The 19842-nt window shown below is 69.5% G+C and carries 12 protein-coding genes; 9 read left to right on the forward strand and 3 right to left on the reverse strand.

Going from position 1 to position 19842, the window contains the following annotated elements; translation table 11 throughout:
* Positions 1 to 117: 117 nt before the first annotated feature.
* Positions 118 to 807, reverse strand: coding sequence for a hypothetical protein (locus ACIQUQ_RS28710; RefSeq protein WP_403981516.1), 690 nt, complete (start codon positions 805 to 807; stop codon positions 118 to 120).
* 139 nt (positions 808 to 946) lie between these two features.
* Positions 947 to 2476, reverse strand: a complete 1530-nt coding sequence (locus ACIQUQ_RS28715; protein ID WP_403981518.1) for a helix-turn-helix domain-containing protein — start codon at positions 2474 to 2476, stop codon at positions 947 to 949.
* Between the two features lie 531 nt (positions 2477 to 3007).
* Between ACIQUQ_RS28715 and acnA the strand changes: the two genes are divergently transcribed.
* The 4 genes from acnA to ACIQUQ_RS28735 all read left to right on the forward strand — a co-directional run bounded on the left by acnA (position 3008) and on the right by ACIQUQ_RS28735 (position 9448).
* Positions 3008 to 5722: an aconitate hydratase AcnA gene (gene acnA / locus ACIQUQ_RS28720; protein ID WP_403981520.1), complete on the forward strand. Its 2715-nt coding sequence runs from the start codon at positions 3008 to 3010 to the stop codon at positions 5720 to 5722.
* 352 nt (positions 5723 to 6074) lie between these two features.
* The gene (ngcE, locus tag ACIQUQ_RS28725; RefSeq protein WP_403981523.1) at positions 6075 to 7526 is read left to right on the forward strand and encodes an N-acetylglucosamine/diacetylchitobiose ABC transporter substrate-binding protein; all 1452 of its coding nucleotides are present in this window, start codon (positions 6075 to 6077) and stop codon (positions 7524 to 7526) included.
* Between the two features lie 27 nt (positions 7527 to 7553).
* Positions 7554 to 8498, forward strand: coding sequence for a carbohydrate ABC transporter permease (locus ACIQUQ_RS28730; protein ID WP_403981526.1), 945 nt, complete (start codon positions 7554 to 7556; stop codon positions 8496 to 8498).
* 14 nt (positions 8499 to 8512) lie between these two features.
* Positions 8513 to 9448 (forward strand): carbohydrate ABC transporter permease, encoded by a 936-nt coding sequence (locus ACIQUQ_RS28735; RefSeq protein WP_403981529.1) that lies wholly within the window; start codon positions 8513 to 8515, stop codon positions 9446 to 9448.
* Between the two features lie 72 nt (positions 9449 to 9520).
* On the opposite strand, the gene mgtA is transcribed toward ACIQUQ_RS28735, so the two are convergent.
* Positions 9521 to 12241, reverse strand: coding sequence for a magnesium-translocating P-type ATPase (gene mgtA, locus ACIQUQ_RS28740; RefSeq protein ID WP_403981533.1), 2721 nt, complete (start codon positions 12239 to 12241; stop codon positions 9521 to 9523).
* Positions 12242 to 12892: 651 nt separating this feature from the next.
* Here mgtA and ACIQUQ_RS28745 point away from each other — a divergent pair.
* The 5 genes from ACIQUQ_RS28745 (at position 12893) to dxs (ending at position 19683) form a co-directional block, all read left to right on the forward strand.
* The gene (locus tag ACIQUQ_RS28745; RefSeq protein ID WP_403981536.1) at positions 12893 to 14125 is read left to right on the forward strand and encodes an ROK family transcriptional regulator; all 1233 of its coding nucleotides are present in this window, start codon (positions 12893 to 12895) and stop codon (positions 14123 to 14125) included.
* A gap of 117 nt (positions 14126 to 14242) precedes the next feature.
* Positions 14243 to 15361, forward strand: a complete 1119-nt coding sequence (locus ACIQUQ_RS28750) for a sugar ABC transporter substrate-binding protein (protein ID WP_403981538.1) — start codon at positions 14243 to 14245, stop codon at positions 15359 to 15361.
* A 192-nt stretch (positions 15362 to 15553) separates the two neighbouring features.
* Positions 15554 to 16342, forward strand: a complete 789-nt coding sequence (locus tag ACIQUQ_RS28755) for an ATP-binding cassette domain-containing protein (RefSeq protein ID WP_399952316.1) — start codon at positions 15554 to 15556, stop codon at positions 16340 to 16342.
* Positions 16339 to 17637, forward strand: a complete 1299-nt coding sequence (locus tag ACIQUQ_RS28760) for a sugar ABC transporter permease (RefSeq protein WP_403981541.1) — start codon at positions 16339 to 16341, stop codon at positions 17635 to 17637. The genes ACIQUQ_RS28755 and ACIQUQ_RS28760 overlap by 4 nt, the downstream gene beginning before the upstream one ends.
* A 132-nt stretch (positions 17638 to 17769) precedes the next feature.
* Positions 17770 to 19683: a 1-deoxy-D-xylulose-5-phosphate synthase gene (dxs, locus tag ACIQUQ_RS28765; protein ID WP_403981544.1), complete on the forward strand. Its 1914-nt coding sequence runs from the start codon at positions 17770 to 17772 to the stop codon at positions 19681 to 19683.
* Positions 19684 to 19842: the final 159 nt, after the last annotated feature.

Consider the following 19842-nt stretch of genomic DNA (forward strand, 5'->3'; position numbering starts at 1 on the left):
GGGGAAGACTTCCATCTGGGCGCCCATCGAGGCACATGGCCGTACTCGCGGCGGTTCTGCTGTCCGCCATCCCGTCCATCCCGCACCAGCAGCACCGGACCGCCGACGGGCGGCCGGTCAGCCGGTGACGGGGGCGCCGGGCTCCGCCGGGGCGCCGACCGGCACCGCCAGGTAGCGGAAGGCGCCGCCCGGGCCGGGGAGCTCCGAGTACGGCTGCCAGGTCATCGTGTAGCGGCCGCGGAGGCGGCGGGTGTTGGCCGGGTATGCGCCACCGGCCCACCGGAGGGTGCCGGTGAGGGTGCGGCCCTCGTGCAGGCGGAACTCGAGGTCGCGCGGCGGCGTGGGCCGGGGCTTGGGGGCGGTCCACAGGGCGGGGGCGTTGGTGACCAGGATCGCGAGGCCGTTCCGGTCGGGGCGGTCGCAGAAGGCCTCCAGCCGCACGACGTCCTCGACGAAGCGCAGCCGGGCGAGGTCGTCCGCCCCGTGGTTCCGCAGCCGGTACTCCTCGGCCGGCGGGCCGGGCAGCGTGCCGGCCCAGTCGCGGGTGAAGTACGTGAACTCGATCAGGGTCTGCCCGCCCGCCGGCCCGAGGCACAGCAGGTCGAGGTACTCGGCACGGCCCGGGCGGCGCCGCGGCACCTCCAGCCGGGAGTGCACCTCGGGAGCCGCCTTCCACAGGGCGCGGGCGAAGCCGTGCTGGAGGTCCGCCTCGGAGTGGAAGACCGGCCGGTCGCGCCGCAGTACGGCCATCACGTCGTCGAGCGGTACTCCCGCGACGGTGGCCGAAAGTCGCGCCTGTGTGGTCATCGGATCATTCAAACCCTCGCGCGTCCGGCCGATCAAGGTGTCTGCACGGGCAACCGGCGGGCGCCCGCCGGAAGCACCGGGGCCCCGCAGCTCTCCGTGAAGAGCTGCGGGGCCCGTGCCGCGGAATGCCCGGGATGTTCTAGATGTCCCGGAAGATTTCGATTTGGGCGCCGACCGAGTTGAGGCGTTCGGCGAGTTCCTCGTAGCCGCGGTTGATGACGTAGACGTTGCGGAGGACCGAGGTGCCTTCGGCGGCCATCATCGCCAGGAGGACCACCACCGCCGGGCGGAGGGCCGGCGGGCACATCATCTCCGCCGCGCGCCAGCGGGTCGGGCCCTCGACCAGGACCCGGTGCGGGTCGAGGAGCTGGAGCCGGCCGCCGAGGCGGTTGAGGTCCGTGAGGTAGATCGCCCGGTTGTCGTACACCCAGTCGTGGATCAGGGTCTGGCCCTGGGCCACCGCCGCGATCGCCGCGAAGAACGGGACGTTGTCGATGTTCAGGCCGGGGAACGGCATCGGGTGGATCTTGTCGATGGGGGCCTCGAGCTTCGACGGGCGGACCGTGAGGTCCACCAGCCGGGTGCGGCCGTTGTCCGCGACGTACTCCGACGAGCGGTCGTGGTCCAGGCCCATCTCCTCCAGGACCGCCAGCTCGATCTCCATGAACTCGATCGGGACGCGCCGGATGGTCAGTTCGGATTCCGTGACCACCGCGGCGGCCAGCAGGCTCATCGCCTCGACCGGGTCCTCGGAGGGGGAGTAGTCGACGTCGACGTCGATGTTCGGCACGCCGTGCACGGTCAGCGTGGTGGTGCCGATGCCCTCGACCCGGACGCCCAGGGCCTCCAGGAAGAAGCACAGGTCCTGGACCATGTAGTTGGAGGAGGCGTTGCGGATGACGGTCACGCCGTCGTGGCGGGCCGCGGCCAGCAGCGCGTTCTCGGTGACGGTGTCCCCGCGCTCGGTCAGCACGATGGGCCGTTCGGGGGAGACCCCGGCCTCGACCTCGGCGTGGTAGATGCCCTCGGTGGCGGTGATGTCCAGGCCGAACCGGCGGAGCGCGATCATGTGCGGCTCGATGGTCCGGGTGCCGAGGTCGCAGCCGCCGGCGTAGGGCAGCCGGAAGCGGTCCATGCGGTGGAGCAGCGGGCCCAGGAACATGATGATGCTGCGGGTGCGGACGGCCGCCTCGGCGTCGATGGCGTCCATGTCGAGCTCGGCCGGCGGTACGAGTTCCAGGTCCACGCCGCCGTTGATCCAGCGGGACCGTACGCCGATGGAGTTCAGCACCTCCAGGAGGCGGTAGACCTCCTCGATGCGGGCGACCCTGCGGAGCACCGTGCGGCCCTTGTTGAGGAGGGAGCCGCAGAGCAGCGCGACGCAGGCGTTCTTGCTGGTCTTGACGTCGATGGCGCCGGACAGGCGGCGGCGGCCGACCACGCGCAGGTGCATCGGGCCGGCGTAGCCCAGGGAGACGATCTCGCTGTCGAGTGCTTCACCGATTCGGGCGATCATCTCAAGGCTGATGTTCTGGTTGCCGCGTTCGATGCGGTTCACGGCGCTCTGGCTGGTGCCCAGTGCGTCGGCGAGCTGACTCTGCGTCCAGCCCCGGTGCTGCCGGGCATCACGGATGAGCTTGCCGATGCGTACGAGGTAGTCGTCTGCCATGGGTGCACCGTATCTCAGATATGAGATCTTGCCTTCCGGGGGTGCCCCATTCGTGTGTCCGGTATGGCTGTTATGGGGCAATCAGGTCAATTGGCCCTACGGCATGGCGCTGTTGTGGGGGTGTGGTGCGTGCCACTGGCGGGTGAGGGGTGCGTGGGGCCGGTGTGGGGGAGGAGTGGAGGGGCGCGTGGAGGGACCGCTTCCGCGTCACGTCGCCGCCCCGCCTGAGCACCCCTCAGGCGGGACGCTCGCCCACCGTGCCCCTCGTTGCGAGGTCGTGCCCCCGGGTGCGGCCGGAGTGCGCGTGCCGCCGAAGTCACACGTCACACGGCAATGTCACCCCCGCCCGTGCATGACCAGGACGCCCTCATGCACTAGAGTTATCTCGACATCGAGATATCTGCCGAAGGCGTCCCGCAGCCGCGCCGCAGGTAAGGGTTACCTAACTTAGCCCTACCTTAGCGGACTGGCCAGAGTGCCACGCGGCAGGATGCGGTAGAACGCGCGAATTCATGCATGAAGGAGACTGTCGTGTCGGCGAACAGCTTCGACGCCCGCAGCACGCTGCAGGTGGGCGACGAGTCGTACGAGATCTTCCGGCTGGACAAGGTTGAGGGCTCGGCCCGCCTTCCCTACAGCCTGAAGGTGCTGCTGGAGAACCTGCTCCGCACCGAGGACGGCGCCAACATCACCGCCGACCACATCCGGGCGCTCGGCAGCTGGGACTCCCAGGCCCAGCCCAGCCAGGAGATCCAGTTCACGCCGGCCCGCGTGATCATGCAGGACTTCACCGGTGTGCCCTGCGTCGTCGACCTCGCCACCATGCGTGAGGCCGTCGCCGCGCTCGGCGGCGACCCGGCGAAGATCAACCCGCTCTCCCCGGCCGAGATGGTCATCGACCACTCCGTCATCGCCGACAAGTTCGGCACCAACGACGCCTTCGCGCAGAACGTCGAGCTGGAGTACGGCCGCAACAAGGAGCGCTACCAGTTCCTGCGCTGGGGCCAGACCGCGTTCGACGACTTCAAGGTCGTCCCGCCGGGCACCGGCATCGTCCACCAGGTGAACATCGAGCACCTGGCCCGCACGGTCATGGTCCGCAACGGCCAGGCGTACCCCGACACCCTCGTCGGCACCGACTCCCACACCACCATGGTCAACGGCCTCGGTGTGCTCGGCTGGGGCGTCGGCGGCATCGAGGCCGAGGCCGCCATGCTCGGCCAGCCGGTCTCCATGCTCATCCCGCGCGTCGTCGGCTTCAAGCTGACCGGCGAGCTGCCCACCGGCACCACCGCCACCGACCTGGTGCTCACCATCACCGAGATGCTGCGCAAGCACGGCGTCGTCGGCAAGTTCGTCGAGTTCTACGGCGAGGGCGTCGCCGCCACCTCGCTCGCGAACCGCGCCACCATCGGCAACATGTCGCCGGAGTTCGGCTCCACCGCCGCGGTCTTCCCGATCGACGGCGAGACCCTGAACTACCTGCGCCTGACCGGCCGCTCCGAGCAGCAGGTCGCGCTCGTCGAGGCGTACGCCAAGGAGCAGGGCCTCTGGCTCGACCCGGCCGCCGAGCCCGACTTCTCCGAGAAGCTGGAGCTCGACCTCTCCACCGTCGTCCCGTCGATCGCCGGCCCGAAGCGCCCGCAGGACCGCATCGTCCTCGCGAACGCCGCCGCGCAGTTCGCCCAGGACGTCCGCAACTACGTCGACATGGTCGACGAGGCGGGCCAGGAGTCCTTCCCGGCCTCCGACGCCCCGGCCGTCAGCAACGGCGTCCCGTCGAACCCGGTCGAGGTGACCGCCCCCGACGGCACCACCTACACGATCGACCACGGCGCCGTCACGGTCGCCGCGATCACCTCCTGCACCAACACCTCGAACCCGTACGTCATGGTCGCCGCCGCCCTCGTGGCGAAGAAGGCCGTGGAGAGGGGCCTGACCCGCAAGCCGTGGGTCAAGACCACCCTCGCCCCGGGCTCGAAGGTCGTCACCGACTACTTCGACAAGGCCGGTCTGACCCCGTACCTCGACAAGGTCGGCTTCAACCTCGTCGGCTACGGCTGCACCACCTGCATCGGCAACTCCGGCCCGCTGCCGGAGGAGGTCTCCAAGGCCGTCAACGACCACGACCTCGCGGTCACCTCGGTCCTCTCGGGCAACCGCAACTTCGAGGGCCGGATCAACCCCGACGTCAAGATGAACTACCTGGCCTCCCCGCCGCTGGTCGTCGCGTACGCCCTCGCGGGTTCCATGAAGGTGGACATCACCAAGGACGCGCTCGGCATCGACACCGAGGGCAACCCGGTCTTCCTCAAGGACATCTGGCCGTCGGAGGCCGAGGTCAACGACGTCGTCGCCAACGCCATCGGCGAGGACATGTTCTCCAAGTCCTACCAGGACGTCTTCGCGGGCGACGCCCAGTGGCAGGCGCTGTCGATCCCGACCGGCAACACCTTCGAGTGGGACCCGCAGTCCACCTACGTGCGCAAGCCCCCGTACTTCGAGGGCATGACCATGGAGACCACCCCGGTCACCGACATCACCGGCGCCCGCGTGCTGGCCAAGCTGGGCGACTCGGTCACCACCGACCACATCTCCCCGGCCGGTGCGATCAAGGCCGACACCCCGGCCGGCAAGTACCTCACCGAGCACGGCGTCGAGCGCCGCGACTTCAACTCGTACGGTTCCCGCCGCGGCAACCACGAGGTCATGATCCGCGGTACGTTCGCCAACATCCGCCTGCGCAACCAGATCGCGCCGGGCACCGAGGGCGGCTTCACCCGCGACTTCACCGTCGAGGGCGCCCCGGTCTCCTTCATCTACGACGCGTCGCAGAACTACCAGGCCGCCGGCATCCCGCTGGTCATCCTGGGCGGCAAGGAGTACGGCTCCGGCTCGTCCCGCGACTGGGCCGCCAAGGGCACCGCGCTCCTCGGCGTCAAGGCCGTCATCACCGAGTCGTACGAGCGCATCCACCGCTCGAACCTCATCGGCATGGGCGTCCTGCCCCTGCAGTTCCCGGCCGGCCAGTCGGCCGACTCGCTCGGCCTGACCGGCGAGGAGACCTTCTCCATCGCGGGCATCACGGAGCTGAACGAGGGCACCACCCCCAGCACGGTGAAGGTCACCACCGACACCGGCGTCGAGTTCGACGCGGTCGTGCGCATCGACACCCCCGGCGAGGCGGACTACTACCGCAACGGCGGCATCATGCAGTACGTGCTGCGCAACCTCATCCGCGGCTGAACGCAGCGGCTGAAACCAGCCGACACGCCGAGCGGCGTCGTCGATTGAGGCATAAGGGTGCCTGACGGCACCAAAGGGCCGTATCCCCGTTAAGGGGGTACGGCCCTTCCGCTTTTCGGGGAAAGCATGCCGTGTGACGGTGAGGTCTCAACTCGGAAAAGCCCGGAGTCATCCTTGTGCTCGATCTTGCTCCGCCGAGCGGAAGTGGACTATACCTGTGCCCGTCCGGCCCACCGCGGCACGAGCGGCCCCGGACCGGGGGACGGCGGGCGACCTGCGGTGATGTCCGAATTCGCAACTGCCTGGTTTTTTCGGCGTCCTTCACACATCTGACGAAGGCGAGGACTTGAGCATGGGATCCACCTCCGCCCACGGCGAGCGCAGCACCGGTGAGGGGCTGGGCCGCCGCGATCTGATCAAGCGGTCCGCGGCACTCGGCCTGATCACCGTGCCGACGATGAGCTTCCTGTCCGCGTGCGCCTCCGGCGGCGGCGAGGAGCCCAGCGGCGGCAACAGCGGCACCAAGGCCACCAAGGAGAACCCCTTCGGCGTGGCCAAGGGCAGCAAGCTCGACGTCGTCGTCTTCAAGGGCGGCTACGGCGACGACTACGCCAAGGCCTGGGAGGCCGCGTTCGACAAGAAGTGGGGCACCAAGAGCTCCCACCTCGGCACCCAGGAGATCACCGGCAAGCTCCAGCCCCGCTTCAACGGCGGCAACCCCCCGGACGTCATCGACGACTCCGGCGCCCAGCAGATCAAGCTGGACGTGCTCTTCAAGGGCGGGCAGCTGGCCGACCTCACGCCGGTCCTGGACGCCCCCTCCCTGGACGACCCCAACAAGAAGGTCCGGGACATGCTCATCCCCGGCACCGTCGAACAGGGCACCCAGGGCGGCAAGTTCGTCGCGGTGAACTACGTCTACACCGTCTGGGGCCTGTGGTACTCGGGCAAGCTCTTCAAGGAGAAGGGCTGGAACCCGCCCAAGACCTGGGACGAGTTCCTCGACGTCTGTACGAAGGCCAAGGCCGCGGGCCTCGGCGGACTCGCCCACCAGGGCAAGTACCCGTACTACATCAACGTCGCCATCATGGACCTGATCGCCAAGAAGGGCGGTCTGGAGGCCATGAAGGCCATCGACAACCTCGAGGCCAACGCCTTCGAGAACAACCCGGTCGCGCTGGAGGCCGTCGAGGCCGTCTACGAGGTCGTCGAGAAGGGCCTGCTGATGCCGGGCACCAACGGCCTCACCCACACCGAGAGCCAGACCCGGTGGAACCAGTACAAGGCCGCCTTCATCACCAGCGGCTCCTGGCTGGAGAACGAGCAGCTCAAGCAGACCCCGGCCGACTTCGACATGCGCTTCCTCCCGATGCCGGTCCTGCCGGGCAGCAAGCTGCCCTTCGAGGCCATCCGCGCCGGCGCCGGCGAGCCGTTCATCGTCCCGGAGAAGGCCGCGAACAAGCCCGGCGGCCTGGAGTTCATCCGCTCGATGCTGTCCCGCGAGTGGTCCACGCTCTTCGCCCAGCAGGCCAACTCGCTCACCATCGTCAAGGACGGCGTGGACCCGAACGTGCAGCTGCGCCCGGGCACCAAGTCGGCCGTGGAGGCCCTCAAGGCCGCCGGCGACAACACCTTCAACTACCGCTACCCGGACTGGTACAGCCAGATGGACCTGGACATCCAGAACGCGTCCAACGAGCTGATGGCCAAGCGCATCCAGCCCAAGGAGTGGATCAAGCGGGCCCAGGCCGCGGTCGACAAGGCGGCCAAGGACCCCAACGCCAAGAACAACCACCGCGACTGACCGGGCGGGACGGACGGGACGGACACCATGAGCAACGTAGCCAAGAGCAGGGGGCGGGGCGGCTTCATCGCCGGATTCCTCGTCGTGCCGCTCGCGCTGTACCTGATCTTCGTGATCTGGCCGTACGTGCAGACGTTCGGCTATTCCTTCACCAACTGGACGGGACAGTCACCGACGTTCGACATCGTCGGCTTCGACAACTACGCCGACCTGCTGAAGGACGAGGTCTTCCGCGGCGCACTCTGGCACAACCTGCTGCTCCTGGTGTTCGTCCCGGTGGTCACCATCCTGCTGGCCCTGTTCTTCGCCTTCATGCTCAACGCCGGCGGCCGCAGCGGCGCCGGCGGCGTGCAGGGCGTGGCCGGCTCCGGGTTCTACAAGATCGTCTACTTCTTCCCGCAGGTGCTCTCCCTCGCCATCCTCGCGGTGCTCTTCGGGGCGGTCTACCGCAGCGACGAGGGCGGCCTGCTCAACGGCGTGCTGACCCGCATCGGCCTGGTCGACCCGCAGACCCCCATCGAATGGCTGAACGAGCCCGACCTCGTCCTGTGGTGCCTGCTGCTGGTCGTCGTCTGGCACGGGGTCGGCTTCTACCTGGTCCTGTTCTCCGCGGCCATGCAGTCCGTCCCCAAGGACATCTACGAGGCGGCGCTGCTCGACGGCGCCGGCCGCGCCCAGACCTTCTTCAAGGTCACCCTGCCCCTGCTGTGGGACTCCGTGCAGACCTCCGCGGTCTACCTCGGCATCGCGGCCATGGACATGTTCGTCCTGGTGTCCACCATGACCCAGGGGCAGTTCGGCGGCGGGCCCGACCACCACAGCGAGGTCATGGCCACCGTCCTGATGCGCAACTTCCTCTTCTTCGGCAAGAGCGGCTACGCCTGCGCCATGGGCGTCGTCATGCTCGTCCTCACCATGATCCTTTCCGTCATCACGCTGCGCGCCACCCGCCGCGAGCGCATCGAGTTCTGAGCGGGAGTGCCACGATGACCACCGAATCCACAGTGATCAAGGCCCCCGGTGAGGCGGCAGCCGACGCGGCCGGGGGATCGGGACGCACCGGGGAGCGCGAGCGCCGCGGCGCCGACGGCACCGTCCTCAACGTCTTCTCGCACGGCTTCCTGGCCGTCTGGGCCATACTGATCGTCCTGCCGCTGATCTGGCTCGCCCTGGGCTCCTTCAAGACCGATGCCCAGATCGGCGGGTCGGCCCTGAGCTGGCCCTCCAACTGGCACCTCGACGCCTTCGGGCGCGCCTGGGACAAGGGCATCGGCGACTACTTCGCCAACACCTTCATCGTCCTGGTCTTCTCCGTGCCGCTCACCATGCTCTTCGGGTCGATGGCGGCGTACGTACTGGCCCGCTACCCCTTCAAGGGGAACCGGTTCGTCTACTACTTCTTCGTCAGCGGGGCGATGTTCCCCGTCTTCCTCGCCCTCGTGCCGCTCTTCTTCATGGTCAAGCGGTTCGAGATGCTCAACACGTACCACGGGCTGATCCTCGTGTACGTGGCGTACTCGATGCCGTTCACCGTGTTCTTCATGCACAGCTTCTTCCGCACCCTGCCGACCGCGGTGCACGAGGCAGCGGTCATCGACGGGGCCTCGCACACCCGGATCTTCTTCCAGGTGATGCTGCCGATGGCCAAGCCCGGCCTGATCAGCGTCGGCATCTTCAACACGCTCGGCCAGTGGAACCAGTACATCCTGCCCTCGGTGCTGATGCAGCCGCAGAGCAGCTCCGACCCCGAGCGCTACCTGCTCACCCAGGGCCTGATCCAGCTCCAGCAGCAGCAGGGCTACGAGACCGACCTGCCGGTGCTGTTCGCGGGCGTGACCATCGCGATGATCCCGATGCTGGTGGTCTACCTCTCCTTCCAGCGGCAGATCCAGGCCGGCCTCACCTCGGCCACGCTCAAGTAGCCCGGCCGGCACGGACGAGGAGGGCGGGGCCGCCCCGAGACGGCCCCGCCCTCCTCCGCGTCCGGCCCCGGCCTACAGCCAGGTGCCGAAGCGGCGGACGTACCAGGTCTTCACCAGCTGCGTGAGGGTGCAGTACGCCAGCAGCACGCCCACCAGCCACGGGAAGTAGGACATCGGCACGGGCACGAAGCCCAGCGACGACGCCAGCGGCGAGAAGGGCAGGAACAGGCCCGTCAGCACTGCCAGGACGGTCATCACCATCACCGGCCACGAGGCCCGGGACTGCACGAACGGGACCTTCCGGGTCCGGATCATGTGGACGACCAGGGTCTGCGAGAGCAGGCCCTCGATGAACCAGCCGGACTGGAAGAGCGCCTGGTGCGCCTCGCTGTTCGCGCCGAACACGTTCCACATGATCACGAACATCGCGATGTCGAAGACCGAGCTGATCGGCCCGATCACGACCATGAAGCGGCCGATGCCCCGGGCGTCCCAGTTCCGCGGCCTGCGCAGGTACTCCTCGTCCATCCGGTCCCAGGGCGTGGCCAGCTGGGCGATGTCGTACACCAGGTTCTGCACCAGCAGCATGATCGCCAGCATCGGCTGGAACGGGATGAACGCGCTCGCCACCAGCACCGAGAAGACGTTGCCGAAGTTCGACGACGCGGTCATCTTGATGTACTTGATCGTGTTGCCGAAGGTGGTGCGGCCCTGCACCACGCCCTGCTCCAGGACCGTCAGGTCCTTCTCCAGCAGGATGATGTCCGCGGACTCCTTGGCGATGTCGACGGCGGTGTCGACGGAGATGCCGACGTCGGCGTCGCGCAGCGCGGCAGCGTCGTTGATCCCGTCGCCCAGGAAGCCGACCGTGTGGCCGTCGGCCTGCAGGGCCCGTACGACCCGTGCCTTCTGCACCGGGTTCACCTTGGCGAACACGGTCGTACGGGCGGCCAGTTCGCGCAGCTGCGCGTCGTCGGCGGCGTCGATCTCGGTGCCGGGCACCACGTGCCCGACGTCGAGGCCGACGTCGGCGCAGACCCGGGCGGCCACCAGCTCGTTGTCGCCGGTGATCACCTTGACGGCGATGCCCTTGTCCGCCATGCCCCGCAGGGCCGCGGCCGCGTCCGCCTTCGGCGGGTCGAGGAAGGCGAGGAAGCCGACCAGCGTGAGGCCGTCCTCGTCCGCGACGGTGTAGCTGTCGCGGGGCGCGTCGAGCGTGCGCGTGGCGACGGCGAGGACGCGCAGGCCCTGCCGGTTGTGGTCCCGGGCTGTGGCGGCGGCGCCGGCGCGCAGGGCCTCGGTGAGCTCGACGCGCTCGCCGCGGTCCGTCATGTGGGTGCACAGGGCGAGGACCTCCTCGACGGCACCCTTGGTGATCATGACGTGTTCGGTGCGGCCGGGGTCGCCGACCAGGCTGTTGCGGTTGAGGACCACGGACATCCGGCGGCGGGCGAAGTCGAAGGGGATCTCGTCGACCATCGAGAACCGTGCGTCGACGACAACCTCCTCGGCCTCGTTGACGCGGTCGATGACCGCCCGGTCCATCAGGTTGCGCAGGCCGGTCTGGAAGTGCGCGTTGAGGTAGCCGTACTCCAGGACCTCGGCGTCCTCGCGGCCGTGCACGTCGAGGTGGCGGTCGAGGACGATGCGGTCCTCGGTGAGGGTGCCGGTCTTGTCGGTGCAGAGCACGTCCATCGCGCCCAGGTTCTGGATCGCGTTGAGCCGCTTGACGACGACCTTCTTCCGCGACATGGCGACCGCGCCGCGGGCGAGGTTGGCGGAGACCACCATCGGCAGCATCTCGGGGGTCAGTCCGACCGCCACGGCGACGGCGAAGAGGAAGGCCTCGTCCCAGTCGCCCTTGGTGACGCCGTTGACCGCGAAGACCACCGGGACCATGACCAGCATGAAGCGGATCAGCAGGAAGCTGACCTTGCGCACGCCCGTGTCGAAGTTGGTCCGGGGGCGCTCGCCGACCAGCGAGCCGGCCATGGAGCCGAAATAGGTGCCGGCGCCGGTGGCCACGACCACGCCGGTGGCGGTGCCGGAGGTGACCGAGGTGCCCATCAGGGCGAGGTTGCCGGCCTCGACGGGGTCGGTGGTGTCGCGCTGGCCGAGGTCCTCCGTACGGCTGTCGGCCTTGGCCACCGGGAGGGACTCGCCGGAGAGTGCGGCCTGGGAGACCATCAGGTCCTTGGCGGCGATCAGCCTCAGGTCGGCGGGGACGAGGTCGCCGGCCGCGAGCCGCACCACGTCGCCGGGGACGACCTGGTCCAGCGGGATCTCCACCGGCGTGGCGGCCGCTGCGGTGCCGGCCCGGCGCTGCACGGCGCAGGTGGTGGTGACCAGCTGCTTCAGCGCGTCGGCCGCCCGGCCCGAGCGGTACTCCTGCCAGAACCGGAGCAGTCCGCTGATGCCGACCATGACGGAGAGGATGACGACGCCGGGGTCGGCGGGGTCCTGCCAGTACATGATCCCGGCGAGGAACACCAGGACGAGGATGAAGGGGTTCCAGTAGGCCTTGGCCAGCTGGACGCACCAGTGCGGGGCGCGCTCGCGGGCGACGACGTTCGGGCCGTGCCGCTCCAGGCGGTGCTGTGCCTCCTGCCGGCTGAGGCCGTCGCGGGTGGTGCCGAGCTCCTGGAGCACCTGGGCGGCGGGGCGGGCGCTCAGCCCGGCGAGCCGCTCGCCGGCCCGGCGGGTGCCGGCTTCCAGCTCGGCCGCCTTCCGCTCGCGGCGGGTGCGGCCCGGCGGTGCGAGCTTCTGCGGGGTGCGCGGGGTGATCATGGTCATGTGAAGGCCTCCCTCCGCGTTTCCGGGCAGCGCGGAGCCGCACGGTGACGCGGAGTGGTCATGGACGCGCAGGGGTGTCCCGGCGGGGCCGGGGGCCCGCGCGTCGGCATGGGTGTGTCGCAGCCCCTCGGGCCGCCGCGCGGGGCGTCAGGGCATGCGGAAGGGAACGGCGGAACCGGTGGAAGGGGTCGGCCCCCGTGGGAGGGGTCAGCCCCCGTGGGACGGGAGGAACCCGCGGGACCGGTGCGACCGGGAAGGGGGACGCCGGCGGGTCAGCCGACGAGAGCGCGGCAGGAACTTCGGTCGGGACTCATCCCGAACACCTCCTCGCCTCGCGCTGTCGGAAAATGGGGTCGATCCGGCCGGACGGCCGCAGAGGATCAACGCCTCAGCGAGGCTAACACGTGTCCCAGAAGGTGCGCTCTGGGCCTTTTGGCCCTTTCCTCGGTCATAGGGACGAGTTCAGCGAAGGGTCCCTTGCGGGTGAGGGCCGTCTTGGGCTCTTGACGTAAGGAATCCCAAGGGCTCGACTTAGGTGTTCACAAGTTGAAAGAGCCGAGGGTCCGGATTGTGCGGTTTTTGTGATCCTTCCGGGGCCTCGGCCGGGGGGCGATGGCAGTGCCGTCGCTGAAGGGCAGGAGTGGATCAGTCGTGGAGACTCCGGGTTCGCAGTCGTCACTGCACCGGGCGAATCTCGAGCGGGTCGTACGCGCGGTACGGCTGGCCGGTTCGCTCACCCAGGCGGAGATCGCCCGTACCACCGGACTGTCGGCGGCCACGGTCTCCAACATCGTCCGGGAACTGAAGGACGGCGGCACGGTCGAGGTCACGCCGACCTCGGCGGGCGGCCGCCGGGCCCGCGCCGTCTCGCTCAGCGGCGACGCCGGCATCGTCATCGGCGTCGACTTCGGCCACACGCACCTGCGCGTGGCGGTGGGCAACCTGGCCCACCAGGTGGTCGCCGAGGAGTCCGAGCCGCTGGACGTCGACGCCTCGTCCAAGGAGGGGTTCGACCGGGCGGAAGTGCTGGTCGGGAGGCTGATCGAGACCGTCGGGGTGGGCCGGGACAAGGTGATCGGCGTGGGGCTCGGCGTCCCGGGCCCGATCGACGTGGAGTCCGGCACCCTGGGCTCCACCTCGATCCTGCCGGGCTGGACCGGCATCAACCCCCGCCAGGAGCTCTCCGAGCGGCTGGGCGTGCCCGTGTACGTCGACAACGACGCGAACCTCGGCGCGCTGGGGGAGCTGGTCTGGGGGAGCGGCCGGGGCGTGAAGGACCTGGCCTACATCAAGGTGGCCAGCGGTGTCGGCGCCGGGCTCGTCATCAACGGCCAGATCTACCGCGGCCCGGGCGGCACGGCCGGGGAGATCGGGCACATCACGCTGGACGAGTCGGGGCCGGTCTGCCGGTGCGGCAACCGCGGCTGCCTGGAGACCTTCGCCGCCGCGCGGTACGTGCTGCCGCTGCTCCAGCCCGGCCACGGGCCGGACCTCACGATGGAGCGCGTCGTCCAGTTGGCCCAGGAGGGCGATCCGGGATGCAGGCGGGTCATCGCGGACGTGGGCCGGCACATCGGCAGCGGCGTGGCGAACCTGTGCAACCTGCTCAACCCCAGCCGGGTGGTGCTGGGCGGCAGCCTCGCGGAGGCCGGTGAGCTGGTCCTGGCGCCCATCAGGGAGTCGGTCTCGCGGTACGCGATCCCCAGCGCCGCGCGCCGGCTTTCCGTCCTTACGGGTGCCCTGGGCGGGCGCGCCGAGGTGCTGGGGGCGCTGGCCCTCGTACTCTCGGAGATGGGTGATTCCACACTATTGGAGAGCAGTTCGGCCACTTCGCCTGGATCTGTCGGCTCGGAGAAGACCTCCGCCCTGTCTTCATCTAGATAACGGATGGCACCGTTGTCATCTCGTTAAGTCTTCACTCCTTGACGACAACCTTGCGGCCGAGTTGACTCACGTCACACCTCGGCCGCAGGTTGCGGCCACGTCAGGGAGGTTCACAAGATGAACACGCGTATCCGTCGTGTTGCCGTAGTCGTCGCGGGCGCCGCGATGGCCGCTTCCCTCGCTGCCTGTGGCAGCGCCAAGGAGTCGGGCGGGGGCACCAGCGAGTCCTCGCCGGGCGCCGCCAAGGGCGACGCGATCAAGGTCGGTCTGCTCCTGCCGGAGAACCAGACCGCGCGTTACGAGAAGTTCGACCAGCCGCTGATCGAGAAGAAGGTCAAGGAGCTGACGAACGGCAAGGGCGAGGTCGTCTACGCCAACGCCAAGCAGGACGCGACCACGCAGAACTCGCAGGTCGACACCATGATCACCAACAAGGTGGACGTCCTGATCGTCGACGCGGTCGACTCCAAGGCGATCGCCGGCTCGGTGAAGAAGGCCAAGGACGCGGGCATCCCGGTCGTCGCGTACGACCGCCTGGCCGAGGGCCCGATCGACGCCTACACCTCCTTCGACAACGAAGAGGTCGGCAAGGTCCAGGGCAAGGCCCTGCTGGAGGCCCTGGGCGACAAGGCCAAGGCCGGCCAGATCGTCATGATGAACGGCTCCGTCACGGACCCGAACGCCGCCCTCTTCAAGAAGGGCGCGCACTCCGAGCTCGACGGCAAGGTGAACATCGGCAAGGAGTACGACACCAAGGAGTGGAAGCCGGAGAACGCCAACGCCAACATGGAGGCGGCGATCTCCGCGCTCGGCAAGGACAAGATCGTCGGCGTCTACTCCGCGAACGACGGCATGGCGGGCGGCATCATCACCGCCCTGAAGTCCGCCGGTGTCAGCCCCCTGCCGCCGGTCACCGGCCAGGACGCCGAACTCGCCGGTGTGCAGCGCATCGTCGCGGGTGAGCAGTACATGAGCGTCTACAAGCCGTACGCCCCCGAGGCCGAGGCCGCCGCGGAGATGGCCGTCGCGCTGGCCAAGGGCGAGAAGCTCGACGCGATCGCCAAGTCCAAGGTCGACAGCCCCACCACCCAGGGCGTCCCGTCGCTCCTGATCCCGGTGGTCTCGCTCACCAAGGCCAACATCAAGGACACTGTGGTCAAGGACGGTGTTTACACCGTCGACGAGATCTGCACCGACAAGTACGCCGCCGCCTGCGCCGCGGCCGGGCTGAAGTAGCCCCAGGCCCCCCGCGGCCCCGCCCGGACGGACGGACCTTCGCGACCTGTCCGTCCGGGCCCCCGGATCCTGCCTGGCGCCCCGCCCCTCCTCACCCCGCCAACCGCGGCGGGGCGCCGGGCAGAAACGATTCCCTTCTTCCTTTCTCGCTCTTCTCTGTACGACATCCCCGCCGGTCAGGCGGCGAAGGAGATGGTTCATGTGTCCGCTGCGCCCGTGCTGGCGTTGCGAGGCGTCTCGAAGCGGTTCGGCGCCGTCCAGGCGCTCACCGACGTAGACCTCGAGATCCACGCCGGAGAGGTCGTCGCCCTCGTGGGCGACAACGGCGCCGGAAAGTCCACGCTGGTCAAGACGATCGCCGGAGTCCACCCCATCGATGACGGCGTCATCGAGTGGGAGGGCCGCTCCGTGCAGGTCACCAAGCCCCACGACGCCCAGAACCTCGGCATCGCGACGGTCTACCAGGACCTCGCGCTCTGCGACAACATCGACGTGGTCGGCAACCTCTTCCTCGGCCGCGAGCTGCGCCGTCGTGGAGTCCTCGACGAGGTGGAGATGGAGCGGCGCGCCCGCGAGCTCCTGACCACCCTGTCCATCCGCATCCCCAGTGTGCGGATCCCCATCGCCTCGCTCTCCGGCGGTCAGCGCCAGACCGTGGCGATCGCCCGCTCCATGCTGGGCGACCCCAAGCTCGTCATCCTCGACGAGCCCACCGCCGCCCTCGGCGTCGAGCAGACCGCCCAGGTGCTCGACCTGGTGGAGCGGCTCCGCGAGCGCGGCCACGCCGTCATCCTCATCAGCCACAACATGGCCGACGTCAAGGCGGTGGCCGACCGGGTCGCCGTGCTGCGCCTCGGCCGCAACAACGGTGTCTTCAAGGTCGCGGACACCTCGCAGGAAGAGATCATCTCCGCCATCACGGGAGCCACGGACAACGCCGTGACCCGCCGTGCGGCGCGCACCGGGGAGGCTCGCAAGTGAGCACCGAACACACGCCCGTCGACGCCGAGGTCCCCGGCCCCGCGACCCAGGCGGACGAGATCCCCCTCGCCGCGGTCCCCGCGGTGGACCCGCGCCTGCTGGTCCGCGAGCAGGGCCTCGCGGGCTACGTCGGAGAGTTCAAGCGCAAGATGCGCGCCGGTGACCTGGGCTCGCTGCCCGTGGTCGTCGGCCTGCTGATCATCTGCGCCATCTTCCAGAGCCTGAACTCCAACTTCCTCTCGGCCGAGAACCTGAGCAACATCGCGGTCACGATGGTCGCCACCGGCATGATCGCCGTCGGCATCATCTTCGTCCTGCTGCTCGGCGAGATCGACCTGTCCGTCGGCTCCGTCAGCGGTGTCTCCGGCGCCATCGTCGCCGTGCTCACCGTCACCCAGGGTGTCAACGAGTGGCTCGCGGTCCTCGTCGCCATCGCCGGCGGCGCGCTCATCGGCGCCATCCACGGCTTCTTCTTCGCCAAGATCGGCGCCCCGGCCTTCGCCGTCACCCTGTCCGGCCTGCTGTTCTGGTCCGGCTTCATGCTCCAGATCCTGGGCAGCAACGGCACGATCAACCTCGACTCCGAGGGCCTGGTCGGCAAGCTCACCACGTACTACTTCACCGACGTCGCCGCCGCCTACGGCCTGGCGCTGGTCGCGGTCGTGGCGTACTTCCTCGGCTCCTTCTTCGACGCCCGCCGCCGTGCGGCCGCCGGGGTGCCGTCCCGGCCCGTCGGCGAGATCGCGCTGCGCACCGGCCTGCTGGCGGTCGTGGCCTTCGGCGCCGCGGCGGTCTTCAACCAGTACAAGGGTCTGCCGCTCGCGATGCTGCTGTTCCTGGTGGTCCTGGTCGGCACCGACTTCCTGCTGCGCCGCACCACCTTCGGCCGCAAGGTCTTCGCCCTCGGCGGCAGCGTCGAGGCCTCCCGTCGCGCGGGCATCAACGTCACCGCGGTCCGGATCGCGGTGTTCTCCATCGCGGGCACCTTCGCGGCCATCGGCGGTCTGTTCTGGGCCTCCAAGATCGCGGCGGCGAACCAGAGCGCCGGCGCCGGCGACCTGCTGATGAACGTCATCGCGGCGGCCGTGATCGGCGGCACCAGCCTCTTCGGCGGCCGCGGCCGTACCTGGAACGCCCTCCTCGGCGTCATGGTCATCACGTCCATCCAGTACGGTCTCGCCCTGGAGGGGATCGCCACCCCGATCCAGTACATGATCACCGGCGCGGTGCTGCTGGCCACCGTGGTGATCGACTCCGTCACCCGCAAGACCCAGAAGACGGCCGGACGCGCCTAGCGCGGCCGGAAAGGGCCGCTCCGGCGGCCCGGGTCACACCGTCGAGTGCCCGGTACCGCGGACGCGGTACCGGGCACTTCGGCGTGGAACATTAGACTCGACAGACCAGCAAGCAACTGCAAGGAGGCACGGGTGCTGCTGACCCGCATCACGGGACCGCGCGATCTGGACCGGCTCAGCCCGGAGCAGCTGGACCAGCTGGCCGCGGAGATCAGGTCCTTCCTGGTCGACGCGGTCTCCAAGACCGGCGGGCACCTGGGCCCCAACCTCGGCGTGGTCGAACTGACGATCGCGCTCCACCGCGTCTTCCACTCGCCGAAGGACAAGGTCCTCTGGGACACCGGCCACCAGAGCTACGTGCACAAGCTGCTCACCGGCCGCCAGGACTTCTCCCGGCTGAAGATGAAGGGCGGTCTGTCCGGCTACCCCGCCCAGGCCGAGTCCGAGCACGACGTCATCGAGAACTCGCACGCCTCCACCGTGCTGGGCTGGGCCGACGGCCTGGCCAAGGCCAACGAGGTGCTCGGGCGCGCCGACCACCACGTCGCCGCCGTGATCGGCGACGGCGCCCTCACCGGCGGCATGGCCTGGGAGGCGCTCAACAACATCGCCGACGCCAAGGACCGCCCGCTGGTCATCGTCGTCAACGACAACGAGCGCTCGTACGCGCCGACCATCGGCGGCCTGGCCAACCACCTGGCGACCCTGCGCACCACCGACGGGTACGAGCGGTTCCTCGCCCGCGGCAAGGACCTCCTGGAGCGCACCCCGGTCGTCGGGAAGCCGCTGTACGAGACCCTGCACGGCGCCAAGAAGGGCCTGAAGGACTTCATCGCCCCCCAGGGCATGTTCGAGGACCTCGGCCTGAAGTACGTCGGCCCCATCGACGGCCACGACATCACCGCCCTGGAGTCCGCCCTCACCCGCGCCAAGCGCTTCGGCGGCCCGGTCATCGTCCACTGCCTGACCGAGAAGGGGCGCGGCTACCAGCCGGCCCTCCAGGACGAGGCGGACCGCTTCCACGCCGTCGGCAGGATCCACCCGGACACCGGCCTGCCGATCGCCTCCTCCGGCGCCGACTGGACCTCCGTCTTCGGCGAGGAGATGGTCGCGCTCGGCAAGGAGCGCGAGGACATCGTCGCCATCACGGCGGCCATGCTGCAGCCGGTGGGGCTCGACAAGTTCGCCAAGGCCTTCCCGGACCGCGTGTACGACGTCGGCATCGCCGAGCAGCACGGCGCGGTCTCCGCGGCCGGCCTCGCCACCGGCGGAGTGCACCCCGTCTTCGCCGTGTACGCGACCTTCCTCAACCGGGCCTTCGACCAGGTCCTGATGGACGTGGCCCTGCACAAGTGCGGCGTCACCTTCGTCCTGGACCGGGCCGGCGTCACCGGCACCGACGGCGCCTCCCACAACGGCATGTGGGACATGTCGATCCTCCAGGTGGTGCCGGGCCTGCGGCTCGCCGCCCCGCGCGACGCCGACCAGGTCCGCGCCCAGCTGCGCGAGGCCGTCGAGGTCAAGGACGCCCCCACGGTGGTCCGGTTCTCCAAGGGCGCCGTCGGCCCCGCCGTACCGGCCGTGGGCCGCGTCGGCGGGATGGACGTGCTCCGCGAGGCCGGCACCGACCGGCCCGACGTCCTGCTGGTGTCCGTGGGCGCGCTGGCCCCGATGTGCCTGGAGATCGCCGGCCTGCTCGACCGGCAGGGCATCTCCACCACCGTGGTCGACCCGCGCTGGGTCAAGCCGGTCGACGAGGCCATGGCCCCGCTCGCCGAGCGCCACCGGGTGGTCGTCACCGTCGAGGACAACAGCCGGGTCGGCGGCGTGGGCTCCGCCATCGCCCAGGCCCTGCGCGACGCCGACGTGGACATGCCGCTGCGCGACTTCGGCATCCCGCCGCGCTTCCTCGACCACGCCTCCCGCGCCGAGGTCATGGCCGAGATCGGGCTGACCGCGCCCGACATCGCCCGCCAGGTCACCGGCCTGGTGGCCAAGCTCGACGGCCGCTTCGACAGCGAGGCCGTGGAGGCCGCCGCCGACTGACGCGGCGGCGTGCCGCGGCGCCGGTGCCGGCGTGCCGCTCCGGCACTCCGCGCGGCGGGTCCTGACGGGATCCCGCCTTGAGCATCAGGGCCGGTCGGGTCACCCTTAATGGGTGGTCCGACCGGCCCATTCGCGTGAAAAGCACCCGTACGGAGCCCC

The organism is Streptomyces sp. NPDC101118 (genome assembly GCF_044759445.1).
Classification (GTDB): domain Bacteria; phylum Actinomycetota; class Actinomycetes; order Streptomycetales; family Streptomycetaceae; genus Streptomyces.